The organism is Curtobacterium sp. BH-2-1-1 (assembly GCF_001806325.1).
Taxonomy (GTDB): domain Bacteria; phylum Actinomycetota; class Actinomycetes; order Actinomycetales; family Microbacteriaceae; genus Curtobacterium.
Genome location: NZ_CP017580.1, coordinates 1,680,571 through 1,694,775, shown reverse-complemented (window position 1 = coordinate 1,694,775; position 14,205 = coordinate 1,680,571). Strand labels below are relative to the sequence as shown.

General features: G+C 72.0%; 13 protein-coding genes. 7 read left to right on the top strand and 6 right to left on the bottom strand.

The window, feature by feature from the left end; translation table 11 throughout:
• Window positions 1-10: 10 nt before the first annotated feature.
• Entirely contained in the window at window positions 11-451 is a 441-nt protein-coding gene (locus tag BJK06_RS07985; RefSeq protein ID WP_070417450.1) for a hypothetical protein, read from the bottom strand.
• Between the two features lie 86 nt (window positions 452-537).
• On the opposite strand from BJK06_RS07985, the gene BJK06_RS07980 reads away from it, so the two are divergent.
• A complete protein-coding gene (locus BJK06_RS07980; RefSeq protein ID WP_070417449.1) occupies window positions 538-1,206 on the top strand; it encodes an NUDIX domain-containing protein in 669 nt (222 codons plus the stop codon).
• Here the strand turns inward: BJK06_RS07980 and BJK06_RS07975 are convergent.
• Both BJK06_RS07975 and BJK06_RS07970 read right to left on the bottom strand, forming a co-directional pair.
• A complete protein-coding gene (locus tag BJK06_RS07975; protein ID WP_070417448.1) occupies window positions 1,172-1,813 on the bottom strand; it encodes a TetR family transcriptional regulator in 642 nt (213 codons plus the stop codon). The two genes, BJK06_RS07980 and BJK06_RS07975, sit on opposite strands and share 35 nt — an antisense overlap.
• A 20-nt stretch (window positions 1,814-1,833) precedes the next feature.
• Entirely contained in the window at window positions 1,834-3,366 is a 1,533-nt protein-coding gene (locus tag BJK06_RS07970; protein ID WP_070417447.1) for a PucR family transcriptional regulator, read from the bottom strand.
• Between the two features lie 92 nt (window positions 3,367-3,458).
• Here BJK06_RS07970 and gabT point away from each other — a divergent pair, with 92 nt between their 5' ends.
• From gabT to BJK06_RS18540, 5 genes are all read left to right on the top strand, one after another.
• On the top strand, window positions 3,459-4,823 hold the full coding sequence (gene gabT / locus BJK06_RS07965; RefSeq protein WP_070417446.1) for a 4-aminobutyrate--2-oxoglutarate transaminase: 1,365 nt from the start codon (window positions 3,459-3,461) through the stop codon (window positions 4,821-4,823).
• The gene (locus BJK06_RS07960; protein WP_070417445.1) at window positions 4,820-6,349 is read left to right on the top strand and encodes an NAD-dependent succinate-semialdehyde dehydrogenase; all 1,530 of its coding nucleotides are present in this window, start codon (window positions 4,820-4,822) and stop codon (window positions 6,347-6,349) included. The genes gabT and BJK06_RS07960 overlap by 4 nt, the downstream gene beginning before the upstream one ends.
• The gene (locus BJK06_RS07955; RefSeq protein ID WP_070417444.1) at window positions 6,346-7,716 is read left to right on the top strand and encodes an NAD(P)/FAD-dependent oxidoreductase; all 1,371 of its coding nucleotides are present in this window, start codon (window positions 6,346-6,348) and stop codon (window positions 7,714-7,716) included. Before BJK06_RS07960 ends, BJK06_RS07955 begins: the two co-directional genes overlap by 4 nt.
• A 91-nt stretch (window positions 7,717-7,807) precedes the next feature.
• The gene (locus BJK06_RS07950) at window positions 7,808-8,302 is read left to right on the top strand and encodes a GNAT family N-acetyltransferase (RefSeq protein ID WP_070417443.1); all 495 of its coding nucleotides are present in this window, start codon (window positions 7,808-7,810) and stop codon (window positions 8,300-8,302) included.
• Window positions 8,303-8,354: 52 nt separating this feature from the next.
• On the top strand, window positions 8,355-8,507 hold the full coding sequence (locus BJK06_RS18540; protein ID WP_156794803.1) for a hypothetical protein: 153 nt from the start codon (window positions 8,355-8,357) through the stop codon (window positions 8,505-8,507).
• A gap of 22 nt (window positions 8,508-8,529) precedes the next feature.
• On the opposite strand, the gene BJK06_RS07945 is transcribed toward BJK06_RS18540, so the two are convergent.
• Entirely contained in the window at window positions 8,530-8,982 is a 453-nt protein-coding gene (locus tag BJK06_RS07945; RefSeq protein ID WP_070417442.1) for a hypothetical protein, read from the bottom strand.
• 98 nt (window positions 8,983-9,080) lie between these two features.
• On the opposite strand from BJK06_RS07945, the gene glgX reads away from it, so the two are divergent.
• Window positions 9,081-11,099 (top strand): glycogen debranching protein GlgX, encoded by a 2,019-nt coding sequence (glgX, locus tag BJK06_RS07940; protein ID WP_070417441.1) that lies wholly within the window; start codon window positions 9,081-9,083, stop codon window positions 11,097-11,099.
• Window positions 11,100-11,174: 75 nt separating this feature from the next.
• Here the strand turns inward: glgX and BJK06_RS07935 are convergent, their stop codons facing one another.
• A complete protein-coding gene (locus tag BJK06_RS07935) occupies window positions 11,175-12,560 on the bottom strand; it encodes an NAD-dependent succinate-semialdehyde dehydrogenase (protein WP_070417440.1) in 1,386 nt (461 codons plus the stop codon).
• Between the two features lie 17 nt (window positions 12,561-12,577).
• Entirely contained in the window at window positions 12,578-13,990 is a 1,413-nt protein-coding gene (locus BJK06_RS07930; RefSeq protein ID WP_070417439.1) for an APC family permease, read from the bottom strand.
• Window positions 13,991-14,205 lie beyond the last annotated feature (215 nt).

Sequence of the window (14,205 nt, the reverse complement as noted above, 5' to 3'; positions counted from 1 at the left end):
CGCAGCGGCGTCAGTTCCGCGGGTGGTCGGGATCCGTCGCCCTGGAGGCGCGGCTCGGCTCCGTCACGTCGGCGCGGCGGAAGAACGGGCGTGCGCTGGGCAGGAAGAGCAGCACCGCGGCGACGACCGAGACCAGGATCAGCGCGGTGGACAGGCCCCCGTCGGTGATGCTCAGGACGGCACGGAGCGCGGCGATCGCCACGAGCACGATCCGGGCCACCGCGGAGCCACGGAGCACCAGGATCGTCGCAGCGGCGACGGCGGCCCAGACGACGAACGACAGCGCGAGTGCGAGGACGCCGCCGACCCCGGTCAGTCCCGACCCGGACGCCGAGACGACGACGGTGGAGACGACGCCGACGACCAGCCAGACGGCCCAGAGGACGACCGCCGTCCGGACGACCGGAGGCGGGGTCGGTCGGGAACGTCGCAGGTCGTCCGTCGTCGTCATGTGCTCCCCGTCCCCGCCGCTCCCTGGTGCGGCGTGACGATCGTACCGGCGGCCTGCCCGCGCCGGCGGGACGCTAGCGTGACGACGTGGACGACGCGCGCACGACCGACCCCCGACCCGGTACCACCGTCCCGGACGCCCGTGGTCGCACCGGGCTCGACGCCGTCGGCCGCGACCTCGACCGCAACCCGGACGTGGTCGTCCGTGACGTCGAGGTCGTCTCGGACGGCTGGCACGTGCTCCGCCGGACGACGCTCGACGTGCGGCGCCGTGACGGTCGTTGGGACCGGCAGCATCGCGAGACCTACGACCGCGGCAACGGTGCTGCCGTGCTGCCCCACGACCCCGAGCGCGACACCGTGCTGCTCACCCGGCAGTTCCGCTGGCCCGCCTACGTCAACGGCCACCCGGACGGGATGCTCGTCGAGGCGGCGGCGGGGCTCCTCGACGAGGACGACCCGGAGACGGCCGTGCGGCGCGAGGCGGCGGAGGAGCTCGGCATCCGGCTCGGCACCGTCACGAAGGTGTTCGACGCGTTCATGAGCCCCGGGTCCGTGACCGAGCGCGTGCACGGGTACGTCGGTGCCTACACGCCCGCCGACCTCGTGGAGGCCGGCGGCGGGCTGGAGGACGAGGGCGAGGACATCGAGGTGCTCGAGCTCCCGTTGGACGAGGCCCTGGCGATGGTCGCGGACGGGCGCGTCGCCGACGGCAAGACGATCATGCTCCTGCAGTGGGTGGCCCTGCAGCGCTGAGGGCAGCGGCGTCCAGCCCGACGGCGTGCGCGATCGTCGTGCGGACGAGACCCTCGCGCGTCGGCCGGTCGAGGTAGTCCACGAGGGCGTACCCGTTCGTGGCGTCCACGAGCGCGAACAGCAGTCGGCCGACCGCGTCCGGGTCGTCCGTGTGCATGACCCCGTCGCGGACGCCGTCGCGGACCACCCCGGTCGCGAGCGCCTGCCAGTCGTCCATGACGTCGCGCGCGGCGGTGGCGAGCGCACCGTTGGTCCGGCCGAGGCTCCACGCGTCGGCCCAGAGCGCGGCGACGTCGTCCCGGGTGGGGTCGGCGATGCAGGCCAGCAGGGTCCCCAGGCGTGCGGTCGGGTCGGACCGTTCGTGCACGATCCGGCGGACCTCGGCCACCTCGGCGCTCGCGACGGTGCGGAACGTGTCGCCGACGAGGTCCTCCATCACCGGGCGGTAGTGCGCCACGAGCGAGGGCGCCACGCCGATGGCAGCCGCCACACCGCGCAGGGTCACGGCGGCGAGGCCCTCGGCGCGGGCGACGGCGACGGCCGCGTCGGCGATCTGGGCCTCCCGCTCGGCCGGGCTCAGGCGCCGGCGGGTCGGAGTGGTCGGCACGACGCCAGCCTAGGCGCGCCTCACGCGCCCTCGACGACGAACGCCGCCCAGAGGTCGGCGCGGGTGGGGAACGCCGACAGGTCCCGTTCGAGCAGCCGTCCCGCGTGCTCGACCCGCGCGCGGGCGGTGTGCCGGTGGATGCCGAGTGCCTGGGCGGTGCGGTCGTACTCGCAGTTCTGCTCGAGCCAGGTCCGCACGGTGCGGGTCAGCTCGGTGCCGGCCGTCCGGTCGTGGTCGAGCAGGGGAGCGAGGAACGCGCGGGCGACGGCACCGGCGTCGACGTCCACGTGGGCCAGGTGGGCGAGCACCCCCTCGCGGGCGAGCTCGCCGAACTCGGTGGTGCCGGGTCGCCCCTCGCGCCGGCGGTCGAGAGCCTGCACCGCCTCGGTCCGCGCACGGCCGAAGTACCGGTACGAGGCACCGTCGGAGAGCCCGGCGTGCAGGTCGAAGCGGTCCACGAGTTCCTCGACGATCGCGGTGTCCTCCGCGCCGACGCAGAGGAACAGCTCGTCGTCCGCCGCGAAGAAGAGCCGGCCGGGGCGGTCCTGCACCCACAGCTCGAGCCAGTCGACCACGGTGTCGAGGTCCTGGTCGGGGACGTCGACGGCGGCGATCCGGACGGGCTCGGCCGGCAGCGGTCCCCACACCTCGCGCGAGGTCGTGTCCACGACGGCGGGGTCGCCCACCGACAGCATCGTGAGGAGCCCGGTGCGGAGGAGCCCGCGCGCACGGGCGAGTTCGCGGTTCTGCTGCAGTGCGAGTCCGGCCAGGGCGATCACGGCGGTGACGACCTCGCGGCCGGCCCGGTCGAGCGCGCCGCCGTTCGCGATGGCGAGCACGCCGCTGAGGTGGCCGCCGCTGCCGAGGGTCTGCAACGAGAACCCGGTGCGGTGCTCGGTCGTCACCGGCAGGCTCGCCCGCTGGCCGGCTCGGAGGAGCCGGAGCGCCTCGGTCCGGAGCACCTCGAGGTCCTCGACGGGGACACCGTCGGCCGGGTGACCGCGGTCGAGCCGTCCGGAGACGTCGAAGAGGCCGACCCACCCGTCGAGCTGCCGGGACAGCTCGGCGATGGTCGCCCCCAGGCCGTCGGGGCGCATGGCCGCGAGCGAGATGGCCCGCTGCGCGGCGAGGGCCCAGGCGTTGCGGGCGTTGGCGTCACGGGCGACGGCGTCCGCGTTCGCCTGCGCGACGGCGATGAAGGAGGTCTCGTACGGGACCTCGAAGAGCGCGAGTCCCTGCTCCGTGCAGGCGTCGACGAGCTGCGGCGGGGTGCCGGTGCGCACGACCTCGTCCCCGAAGCCGAGCGCGAAGACGCCCCGGCGCAGCAGTCGGGCGACGTAGGCGTCCGCGACCGCCGCCGTGACCTCGGTGTCGTCGCCGAACTGCGTGCCGGTGGTGAGCAGCCCCTGCCCGTCGGCGAGGAACGGCGTCGGGTCCTCGAGGTCGGAGCTGTGCAACCAGGACAGCGGCGCATCGAGGGCTGCGTCGGTGGCCGTCAGGAGCCGGAGCCGCAGGTCGGCGCGGTGGAGCAGGGAGCGCAGGGTCGCGGGCATGGGTGCACCCTATCCGCTGCGTCGATCGAGGTGGCCGCGGGTGTACACGGTGGACAGCGGCGCCGCAGGGGAGTGGCTCCTACGATCGCGGCATGTCCTCCACCGTCGCACCCTCGACCAGCGCCGCCGCGGGCGGCCCCTCGCTGCCCCAGGAACGGCGGCTCGTCACGGAGGTGCCGGGCCCCCGCTCCCGAGCGCTCTTCGAACGCAAGGCCGCCGCCGTGGCGTCCGGCGTCGGGGTCGCGGTACCGATCGCCGTCGTCGCGGCCGGTGGCGGCGTGGTCGTCGACGCGGACGGCAACTCGTTCGTCGACCTCGGCTCCGGGATCGCCGTGACGAGCGTCGGCAACGCGCACCCGGGCGTGGTCGACGCCGTGCAGCAGCAGGTCCAGGCGTTCACGCACACCTGCTTCACCATCGCCGCCTACGACGGGTACGTCGAGGTCGCCGAGGCGCTCAACCGGCTCACCCCCGGCGACCACGAGAAGCGGAGCGCGCTCTTCAACTCCGGCGCCGAGGCGGTCGAGAACGCGGTGAAGATCGCCCGCAAGCACACCGGTCGGCAGGCGATCGTGGTGTTCGACCACGCCTACCACGGGCGGACGAACCTCACGATGGCGCTCACCGCGAAGAACCAGCCGTACAAGAACGGCTTCGGTCCCTTCGCGCCCGAGGTCTACCGCGTCCCGATGTCGTACCCGTTCCGCGACGGCGGACTGTCCGGTGCCGAGGCGGCGAAGCGCGCGATCAGCCAGATCGAGAAGCAGGTCGGCGCGGAGAACACTGCCGCGGTGCTCGTCGAGCCGATCCAGGGCGAGGGCGGCTTCGTCGTCCCGGCACCCGGGTTCCTCGCCGCGCTGTCGGAGTGGACCACCGCGAACGACGTCGTGTTCATCGCCGACGAGGTGCAGACCGGGTTCGCCCGCACCGGCGCCATGTTCGCGAGCGAGCACGAGGGCATCGTCCCCGACATCGTCACCACCGCCAAGGGCATGGCCGGCGGGATGCCGCTCTCCGCCGTCACCGGGCGCGCCGAGATCATGGACTCCGCCCACGTCGGCGGACTCGGCGGCACGTACGGCGGCAACCCCGTCGCGTGCGCCGCAGCACTCGCCGCGATCCACGCCTTCGAGCACGACGGCCTGGTCGAGCGCGCTGCCGAGATCGGCGACGTGCTGCTCGGACGACTCCGCGCCGCACAGGCGACCGACCCCCGCATCGGCGACGTCCGCGGCCGCGGCGCCATGATCGCGATCGAACTCGTCGACCCGGCGACCGGGGAACCCGACGCCGCGCTCACCGGACGGGTCGTACGGTACGCGTACGAGCACGGCGTGATCGCCCTCACCGCGGGGACGTACGGCAACGTCCTCCGCTTCCTCCCCCCGCTCGCGATCGACGACGACCTGCTCCACGAGGGGCTCGACATCGTCCTGGAAGGACTCGCAGCAGCATGACCGACACCCAGCAGACCAGCCAGCAGGCCACCCAGCGCACCGACGCCGAACGTGGGCTGCTCGCGAAGGTCCCCACGGGCCTCCTGGTCGACGGCACCTGGCGACCGGCGGCCGACGGCGGCACGTTCGGCGTCGTCGACCCCGCCACCGGTGAGACGCTCCTCGAGATCGCCGACGCAACCCCCCAAGACGGTATCGCGGCCCTCGACGCCGCCGAAGCGGCGAAGCACGGCTGGGCGACGACCCCGCCGCGCGAGCGAGCCGAGGTCCTGCGCCGCGCCTTCGACCTGCTCCAGGAGCACCGCGCCGACTTCGCCCTCCTCATGACGCTGGAGATGGGGAAGCCGCTCGCCGAGGCGAACGGCGAGGTCACCTACGGCGGTGAGTTCCTCCGCTGGTTCTCCGAGGAGGCCGTCCGCATCGGCGGCTCCTACGGCACCAACCCCGAGGGCACCGGCCGTGCGATCGTCAGCCACAAGCCCGTCGGCCCGGCGTTCCTCATCACCCCGTGGAACTTCCCCCTCGCGATGGCCACCCGCAAGATCGCCCCCGCGCTCGCCGCCGGGTGCACGGTCGTCGTGAAGCCCGCCGAGCTCACCCCGCTCACCACCCTGCTGTTCGCCGATCTGCTGGTCGAGGCGGGCGTGCCGGCCGGGGTCGTCAACGTCGTGCCGACCACGCACGCCGGTGCGCTCTCCGAGCCGATCATCGCCGACCCGCGACTCCGGAAGCTGTCGTTCACGGGATCGACGCCGGTGGGCCGGACCCTCCTCGCCCAGGCGGCGCAGAACGTGCTGCGGACGAGCATGGAGCTCGGCGGCAACGCCCCGTTCCTCGTGTTCGCCGACGCGGACCTCGACCTCGCCGTCGAGGGAGCGCTCGCCGCGAAGTTCCGGAACACCGGGCAGGCGTGCACCGCGGCCAACCGGTTCCTCGTGCACGAGGACGTCGCCGAGGAGTTCGCCAGCCGCCTCACCGACCGCGTCGCGGCCATGTCGGTCGGCCGCGGGACCGAGGACGGCGTCGCCATCGGCCCGCTCATCGACCAGCGCGCCGTCGACAAGGCGCACCGGCTCGTCACCGACGCCCTCGACCGCGGTGCGACCCTCCGGACCGGCGGCCACCCCGTCGACGGCCCCGGCACGTTCTACGCGCCCACCGTGATCACCGACGTGCAGCCCGGCAGCGACCTGCTCCGCGACGAGATCTTCGGACCGGTCCTGGCCATCCGGACGTTCTCGACCGAGGACGAGGCCGTCGCGGCGGCGAACGACACGGAGTACGGGCTCGTCGGCTACGCGTTCACCGAGGACCCCGCGCGCGGACAGCGCCTCACGGAACGGCTCGAGACGGGCATGCTGGGGCTCAACACCGGTGTCGTCTCGAACGCCTCGGCACCGTTCGGCGGGGTCAAGCAGTCCGGCCTCGGACGCGAGGGCGGCGGCGAGGGCATCGCCGAGTACCTCGAGACCATGTACACGCTGACGCCCGACCCGTTCGGGCGCACGAAGGGAGCGCAGCGATGACCATCGAGAAGGACGTCGTCGTCATCGGCGCCGGGGTCACCGGCCTCGTCGCCGCGAACCGCCTCGTCGCCGAGGGGAAGCGCGTGGCCGTGCTCGAGGCCCGCGACCGCGTCGGTGGCCGCACGTGGACGAACGACATCGAGGGCGTCACCCTCGAGATCGGCGGCCAGTGGGTCTCCCCGGACCAGACCGCCCTGCTCGAGACCCTCGACGAACTCGGACTCGGGACGTACGACCGCTACCGCGAGGGCTCCAGCGTCTACATCGACGAGCACGGCACCCGCACCGAGTACACCGGCGACATCTTCCCGCTGCCGGAGGCCACCGCCGCCGAGATCGAGCGGCTCGTCGCCGTCGTCGACGAGTACGTGGCGACGGTCGACCCGGCGCGCCCCTGGGAAGCGCCCCACGCCGCCGCGCTCGACGAGACCTCGTTCCGCGCCTGGCTGCACACGCTGAGCGACGACCGGGTCGCGACCGACAACGTCGAGCTCTTCATCGCCGGCGCCATGCTGACCAAACCCGCACACGCCTTCTCGGCGTTGCAGGCCCTGCTCATGGCCGCCTCGGCCGGGAGCTTCTCGAACCTCGTCGACGCCGACTTCATCCTCGACAAGCGCGTCGTCGGCGGCATGCAGCAGGTGTCCGAGCGGCTCGCCGCCCGGCTCGGTGCGGACGTCCACCTGAACGCCCCGGTGCGCACCCTGCGCTGGGACGACGAGGGCGTCACAGCGCTCGCCGACGGCGGCATCGAGGTCCGCGCCCGCCAGGCACTCGTGGCCGTCCCGCCGCCCCTGTACTCCCGCATCTCGTACGAGCCGCCGCTGCCGCGTCGCCAGCACCAGCTGCACCAGCACCTGTCGATGGGGTTCGTCATCAAGGTGCACGCCGTCTACGACCGGCCGTTCTGGCGCGGCGCCGGGCTGTCCGGCACCGCGTTCAGCCCGTACGAGCTCGTGCACGAGGCGTACGACAACACCTCGTACGGGCAGGAGCAGGGCACGCTCGTCGGGTTCGTGTCCGACCAGCACGCCGATGACGTCTTCGCCCTCTCGGCCGAGGAGCGCAAGGCCCGCGTGCTCGACTCGCTCGCGCACTACTACGGCGACGAGGCACGTCGACCGGTCGTCTACTACGAGAGCGACTGGGGTACCGAGGAGTGGACCCGTGGCGCCTACGCGGCGAGCTTCGACCTGGGCGGGCTCGTCCGGTACGGCGCCGACCAGCGCGCTGCCGTCGGCCCGATCCGGTTCGCGTCGAGCGACCTCGCCGGGCACGGGTACCAGCACGTGGACGGGGCGGTGCGGATGGGCCGCGGAGCGGCGGCCGAGATCCTCGCCTCGTTGCCGCAGCCGGCGGTGCAGTAGACCTACGCCGAGACGGACGGGAGGCGCGGTGCGAGCTGGCACCGCGCCTCCCGTCCGTCATCGGTGTGGGTTCGCTCGGTACGGTCGTCCCATGGGAGACCCGCACGACGAGGCCGTGGTGATCCGCCCGGCGACGACCGCCGACGCCGAGGGGATCGCGCGCGTGCACACCACGTCGTGGCGCGAGACCTACGGCCGGTTCGTGGACGATCCGGAGACCGACCCGTGGTTCGACCTGGGACGGCGACTCGACATGTGGCGCGCGAACCTCGCCCAGGGGACGTTCGCGGCCGTGGTGGCCGACGGCGCTGACGGGATCGTCGGCTTCGCCGCGGTGGAGGCGACGCCCGAGCCCGACGCCGTCCGACCCGAGGAACTCACGATGCTGTACGTGCTCGGGCGCGCCCACGGCGACGGCAGCGGTCAAGCGCTCCTCGACGCGGTCCTCGGTGACCGTCCGGCGTCGCTGTGGGTCGCCGAGGACAACCCGCGTGCGCACGCCTTCTACCGACGGAACGGATTCGCTCCGGACGGCGCCACGTCGAGCTTCGGCCCGATCGGCTCCACCGTGCGGCTCGTCCGCTGACCGACGCCCGTCCTGGACGGACGCCGGACGCAGCGCGCGTACGGTCCGGGACATGAGCGACACCAGCGGAACCAGCGACCCCAACGACGCCGAGCGGCAGTACACCGAGGACCTGCCGGACGGCTCGCCCTCGGGCGACGCCACGAAGGACCCGGAGCAGGACAGCGACCACGACTCGGGCGGCGAGCCGGCGGACCCGCAGTAGCGCGGTCTGGTCTGCGCCCTCGTCAGTCGGCGGCGCGGATGGGCTCGCCGGTGTCCGGGTCCCAACCGAGCACCCGCGGCTGCGCGACCCGGGCAGCAGGGCGCTGGCGTGGCGGGAAGTACCCGCGAGCAGCGGGCAGGTACGGCAGGAACGCGGCGACGGCACCCAGTACGCCGTTCGCGGTGGTGAGTCCGTACGGCGGCAGGAGGGCGCCGATGGCTCCGACCACACCGAGCACCGCCATCCAGAACCGCGCGCGTCCGGACCCGCGGCCGACGCGCAGTGCACCGAACACGAACCAGCCGAGGATCGCCAGGCCGATGGCGACCGGCACGAGGGCCCAGGGGCCACCGGACGACACCGTTCCGGGCAGGTCCACGAGCCGTGTGACCAGGTCGCACGCGAACAGCACGAGCCACAGCCCGACGGCAGCGGTCACGAGGACGGGGCGGGAGCGCGGGACACCGGTGGTCACGTGGTGATCCTAGGACCGGAGTTGCGCTGCGCACCACGCTCGGCGACGGGGTACGTCGGCGAGCCGGGGACACAGTCGCCGACCGGTAGAACGACGACATGACCACTTCTTCCCGCACCCCGCTCGGCGTGACATTCGTCGACGGCGGCGCGAACGTCGCTCTCTTCTCCAGCACCGCCGAGCGCGTCGAGTTCTGCCGGTTCGACGAGGACGGCACCGAACACCGCACCGAGCTCACGAACCGCACCGGCTACACCTTCCACGACGTCGTCCCGGACGTGACCGTGGGGACCCGCTACGGCTTCCGCGTCCACGGCGCATGGGACCCGGCGAAGGGCCTCCGCCACAACCCGGCGAAGCTGCTGCTCGACCCGTACGCCACCGCCGTCGACGGCACGTACGAGTGGGGCCAGGCGCTGTTCGGCCACGACATGCAGCACCCCGAGCAGATCGACGAGACCGACTCGGCCGCCGCGATGCCGAAGTCCGTCGTCGCCGACCGCGACTTCGACTGGGGCGACGACGAGCGGCCCCGCACGGCGCTCGCCGACACGGTCGTGTACGAGGTCCACGTCAAGGGCTTCACGAAGCAGCACCCGGACGTGCCCGAGGAGATCCGCGGCACGTACGCCGGACTCGCGCACCCGGCGGCGATCAAGCACCTCACCGACCTCGGCGTGACGGCCGTCGAGCTGCTGCCGACGCACCAGTTCGTGCAGGACTCGACCCTCGCCGACAAGGGTCTCCGCAACTACTGGGGCTACAACAGCATCGGGTTCTTCGCCCCGCACGACGAGTACTCGTCGTCCGGCACCGCCGGCGAGCAGGTCGCCGAGTTCAAGGCGATGGTGCAGGCCCTGCATGCCGCCGGCCTCGAGGTCATCATGGACGTCGTCTACAACCACACGGCCGAGGGCAACCACATGGGCCCGACGCTCTCGTTCAAGGGCATCGACAACGAGTCGTACTACCGCCTGGTCGAGGGCGACGAGGCGAACTACTTCGACACGACCGGCACGGGCAACAGCCTCAACGTGTCGCACCCCGCGGCGCTCGGCCTCGTCATGGACTCGCTCCGGTACTGGGTCGAGGAGATGCACGTGGACGGCTTCCGCTTCGACCTCGCGACGACGCTGACCCGTCAGGGCGGCGAGGCGGAGAAGCACTCAGCGTTCCTCGACATCATCCACCAGGACCCGGTGCTCCGCGAGGTGAAGATGATCGCCGAGCCGTGGGACACCGCCGGCTACCAGGTCGGCGGTTTCCCGGCGGACTGGTCGGAGTGGAACGGCAAGTACCGCGACGACCTGCGCGCGTTCTGGCGCGGCGATGCGGGCACCCTCGGTGACGCCGTGCAGCGGGTGCTCGGCAGCCCGGACGTCTACGAGGGCTCTCGACGCTCCCCGCTGTGCTCGGTCGACTTCGTCACCGCCCACGACGGTTTCACCCTGGCGGACCTGACGATGTACGCCGAGAAGCACAACGAGGCGAACGGCGAGGACAACAACGACGGCGAGAGCGACAACACCTCGTTCAACGGCGGCGTCGAGGGCCCGACCGACGACGGCGTGGTGAACGACTACCGCAACCGGCAGCGCCGGAACTTCCTCGGCACGCTGCTGCTGTCGGCGGGCGTGCCGATGATCCTCGGCGGCGACGAGATCGCCCGGTCGCAGGGCGGAAACAACAACGCCTACTGCCAGGACGACGAGATCTCGTGGTTCGACTGGGCCGCGGCCGACCGGGACCTGCTCGCCTTCACGACCGAGGCGATCGCGTTCCGCCGCGACCACGTGTCCCTGCGTCCCGAGTGGTACCGCACGGCCCCGGGCGACTCGGCGTCCACGGTCGACGTGCTCCGTGCCGACGCGAAGGGGTTCGACGACGCCGACTGGGCGGACGGCGGCAACCGGGCGGTCATGCTCGTCCTGCAGCAAGGCGACGACACCGTGGCGGTGTTGCTCAACGCGTCGGAGACCACCGTCGAGTTCACCCTGCCGGAGAGGCCGGGTGGCGGGCACTGGTCCCTCGGGCTGTCGAGCGACCCGGACCAGGCCGTCGGCGACGACGCGTCGACCGTGCTGGTGCGCGACGCGTCGTTCACGGCGCTGGTCTAGACCATCGACGGACGGGAGCCTCGGTGCGGGGGCTGGCACCGCGCCTCCCGTCCGTCGTGGGCCGGGTCCAGGGCGTCAGCCGCCGATGCGGATCAGCTTCTTGTTGACGAACTCGTCGGCCCCGAGGGGGCCGAGCTCGCGGCCGAAGCCGCTCGCCTTGACGCCGCCGAACGGGAGCTCCGGGCTGTCCGCGCCGACGATGTTCACGTAGACCATCCCGGCCTCGATGCGATCGGCGACGCGCAGTGCCTGCTCGGCGTCGGTCGTGAACAGGTACGAGCCGAGGCCGTACGGGGTGTCGTTCGCGATCGTGATCGCGGCGTCCTCGTCCTCGACCCGGTAGACGGCGGCGACGGGGCCGAAGAACTCCTCGCGGTAGGCGTCGTTGTCGGGCGTGACGCCGGTCAGGATCGTCGGGGTGAAGGCGTTGCCCTGACGCTGGCCGCCGGTGACGACGGTGGCGCCCTGGGCGGTGGCCGCCGCGAGCTGCTCCTGCAACCGGTCGGCAGCGGCGGGGGAGGACAGCGGACCGAGCTCGGCACCGGGCGTGGTCGGGTCGGTCGGCGAGACCGCGGCCATCGCGTCGGTGAACTTCGCCAGGAAGTCGTCGTACAGGTGGTCGGCGACGAGGAAGCGCTTCGCGGCGTTGCAGACCTGGCCGTTGCCCTCGAGGCGGGTGGCGACGGCTGATCCGACCACGGCGTCGAGGTCGTCGGTCGACAGCAGGACGAACGGGTCCGAGCCGCCGAGCTCGAGGACGACCTTGGTGAGGTTGCGGCCGGCGATCTCGGCGACGGCGGCACCGGCGCGTGCGGAGCCGGTGAGGGAGACGCCCTGGACGCGGGGGTCGGCGATGACGTCGGCCGCCTGGTCGTTCGTGGCGAAGACGTTCGTGTACGCGCCCTCGGGGAAGCCTGCGTCGTGGAAGACCTGCTCGATCGCGAGTGCGGACTCCGGGCACTGCGGGGCGTGCTTGAGGAGGACGGTGTTGCCGATGACGAGGTTCGGACCGGCGAACCGGGCGATCTGGTACGCGGGGAAGTTCCACGGCATGATGCCGAGCAGGACGCCGATCGAGGACTTCCGGATGAACGCGCTGCCCTCGCTGCCGTCCGCCAGGGTGATCGGCTGGTCGGCGAGGAACTCCTCGGCGTGGTCCGCGTAGTAGTCGTAGATGTCGGCGCAGAAGTCGACCTCGCCCACGGCCTGGTCGATCGGCTTCGCCATCTCGCGGACGATCGTGGCGGCGAGGTCGTCCCGACGCTCCCGGTACAGCTCGGCGACGCGGTGCAGGAGCGCGGCGCGGTCGGCGACGGTGCTCGTGCGCGACCACTGGGCGTGCGTGCGGTCGGCGGTGTCGATCGCCGCGCGGAGCTCGTCGTCGGTGATCGTCGGGAACGTGGCGAGGGTCTGGCCGGTGGCCGGGTCGGTGACCGCGTAGACGGTGGCCGTGTCGTTCATCGTGTCTCCTGTGTGGTTCAGACCTGGTCGGTCAGCTGCTTGTTGACGCCGGTGACGGGCTGGTTCTCATCGAAGCCCTTCGGCTGGATCCGGAACCCCTTCGTGATCACCAGCAGGTACACGAAGCCGATCGCGGCCCAGACGCCGCCGGCGATGAGGGCGTCGGCGTGCAGCTGAGACCAGAGAACACCGGTCAGCAGCATCGCGACCCCGGGGAGGACGATGAAGGCGAACCGGTCACGGGCGGTGTGCCGGCGGCCCTCGCGCCAGGCGAAGTGCACGATGACCGTGAGGTTGACGAACGTGAACGCGATGAGGGCGCCGAAGTTGATGTACGCCGAGATGGTGTCGAGCGAGAACGTCATCGCGAGGAGCGTGACCGCCCCGACGATGACGACGTTCGGGATGGGCGTGCGGGTCCTCGGGCTCACGTAGCCGAAGACCTTCTTCGGCAGGACGTTGTTGCGGCCCATCACGAGCAGCATGCGGGCGACGCTGGCGTGCGAGGCCAAGCCCGAGGCGAGCGCGGCGACGAACCCGGCGGCGACGAGGATCGCCTGGAACACCCTGCCGCCGACGAGCAGCCCGATCTGGGGCAGCGGGTCGTCGGTGAACTCGCCGAACGGGGCGTTGGTCGGGAAGCGGAGCTGGGCGAAGTACGCCGAGACGAGGAAGATGAGCCCGCCGATGAGGACGGTCAGCAGGATCGCCTTCGGCATGATGCGGATGCTCTTCGCCTCCTCGGTGTACATCGTCACGGCGTCGAACCCGATGAACGAGAAGCACACGACGGTCGCCCCGGTGAGGAGCGCCGACATCGTCACGCCGTCGTGCACGAAGGGCTCGGCGCTGACCACCGTGCCGGCACCGGCACCGTCGACGAGTTCGATCACGGCGAAGACGACGAACGCGATCATCGCGAGGATCGCCCCGATGAGCAGGACCATGTTGAGGTTCGACGTCCCGCGCATCGACAGGCAGATCACCGTCGTGACGAACAGCGTGTAGACGACCACCGTCACCCACGCGGGCAGTGCCGGGAAGACCTGCTCGAGGTACAGGCGGATGATGAGCGCGTTCACCATCGGGAGCAGCAGGTAGTCGAGCAGGGACGCCCAGCCGACCATGAAGCCGGCGTTCGGGTGGATCGACTCCCGCACGTACGTGTAGGCCGAACCCGCGGCCGGGTAGACGCGGACCATCTTCCCGTAGCTGATCGCCGTCAGGAGCATGATCACGAGGGCGATGAGGTACGCACTCGGCACGGCGCCGTTCGTCTCGCCGGAGACGATGCCGAAGGTGTCGAACACCACGGTCGGCGTCATGTACCCGAGGCCGAGTCCGACGATCGCCCACAGCCCGAGACTCCGCTTCAGGGACCCACCGCGCGCGGTGCCGGGCGGGGCGGTGACGATGGTCGGTGACGCCATGGGGAGTTCCTCCTGCTCGCAGCCGGAGCTGCGGGGGCCGGGGTCCGCGCGGCGGTGCGCGGACCTGATCGGGTGGACCGATCCGCTGACGATACCGACGCCGCGGGCAGCGTCGGACCCGCCACGGAGTACACGATGCGAGGCAGGGATGTACGCGGTGTCACTTGCCGACCGGAGCCTGGGACCGGCCGGGAAGATGCTCAGCCACGGTGCCG

What these genes read in the sequence shown, in the direction of transcription:
- BJK06_RS18540 (WP_156794803.1), top strand. Translation starts at nt 8,355, where the DNA reads ATGAGCGACACCAGCGGAACCAGCGACCCCAACGACGCCGAGCGGCAG.
- BJK06_RS07935 (WP_070417440.1), bottom strand. Translation starts at nt 12,560, where the DNA reads ATGAACGACACGGCCACCGTCTACGCGGTCACCGACCCGGCCACCGGC.
- BJK06_RS07930 (WP_070417439.1), bottom strand. Translation starts at nt 13,990, where the DNA reads ATGGCGTCACCGACCATCGTCACCGCCCCGCCCGGCACCGCGCGCGGT.
- BJK06_RS07950 (WP_070417443.1), top strand. Translation starts at nt 7,808, where the DNA reads ATGGGAGACCCGCACGACGAGGCCGTGGTGATCCGCCCGGCGACGACC.
- BJK06_RS07985 (WP_070417450.1), bottom strand. Translation starts at nt 451, where the DNA reads ATGACGACGACGGACGACCTGCGACGTTCCCGACCGACCCCGCCTCCG.
- BJK06_RS07955 (WP_070417444.1), top strand. Translation starts at nt 6,346, where the DNA reads ATGACCATCGAGAAGGACGTCGTCGTCATCGGCGCCGGGGTCACCGGC.
- glgX (WP_070417441.1), top strand. Translation starts at nt 9,081, where the DNA reads ATGACCACTTCTTCCCGCACCCCGCTCGGCGTGACATTCGTCGACGGC.
- BJK06_RS07960 (WP_070417445.1), top strand. Translation starts at nt 4,820, where the DNA reads ATGACCGACACCCAGCAGACCAGCCAGCAGGCCACCCAGCGCACCGAC.
- BJK06_RS07970 (WP_070417447.1), bottom strand. Translation starts at nt 3,366, where the DNA reads ATGCCCGCGACCCTGCGCTCCCTGCTCCACCGCGCCGACCTGCGGCTC.
- gabT (WP_070417446.1), top strand. Translation starts at nt 3,459, where the DNA reads ATGTCCTCCACCGTCGCACCCTCGACCAGCGCCGCCGCGGGCGGCCCC.